General features: G+C 42.7%; 1 pseudogene. It reads right to left on the reverse strand.

The window, feature by feature from the left end:
* Positions 1-541: pseudogene (locus ACFIKO_RS09530) on the reverse strand (hypothetical protein); the annotation flags it as partial.

The raw sequence follows: 541 nt of genomic DNA on the forward strand, positions 1-541 counted from the left end.
CTTTGCGCTTGTTCTGCTATATATTTTGCATTACTAGCTATTTCCTTGGCTTTTTCTACTTCATTCTTGGCTTCATATGCTCGATCATCGGCTTTTTCCGCTATTTTCTTGGCTTCTTCGCCTGCTCTTTCTGCTAAACTTGCTATAGTCTTAGCGTTATCTGCCACTTCCTTCGCGTTGTTAGCTGTACTACTAGCATTATAAGCTATATTTTTCGCAGATTCTGCCTCACTACGAGCTTGCCTCGCATCATTTTCGGCATAAACAGCTTTCTGTTTGGCTTCCTTCGCTGTTTTTTCTGTCTCTTTTAGCTTGTCTTCTAAAGATGATGCTAAAGACGCTGCCTTTTTACCCGCCGCTTCTGCCGCTTTCTGTGCTTGTTCTGCTGTATATTTTGCACTATTAGCTATTTCCTTGGCTTTTTCGGCTTCGCCCTTAGCTTGATAGGATTGTGAATCTGCTACTTCCGCTTTTTTCTTGGCTTCGTCTGCATATGTCCGTGCTAAACTTGCTATAGTCTTAGCGTCACCTGCTACTTCCT

The organism is Bartonella sp. TS82HLJMH (genome assembly GCF_042193495.1).
In the GTDB taxonomy this organism is placed as follows: domain Bacteria; phylum Pseudomonadota; class Alphaproteobacteria; order Rhizobiales; family Rhizobiaceae; genus Bartonella; species Bartonella grahamii.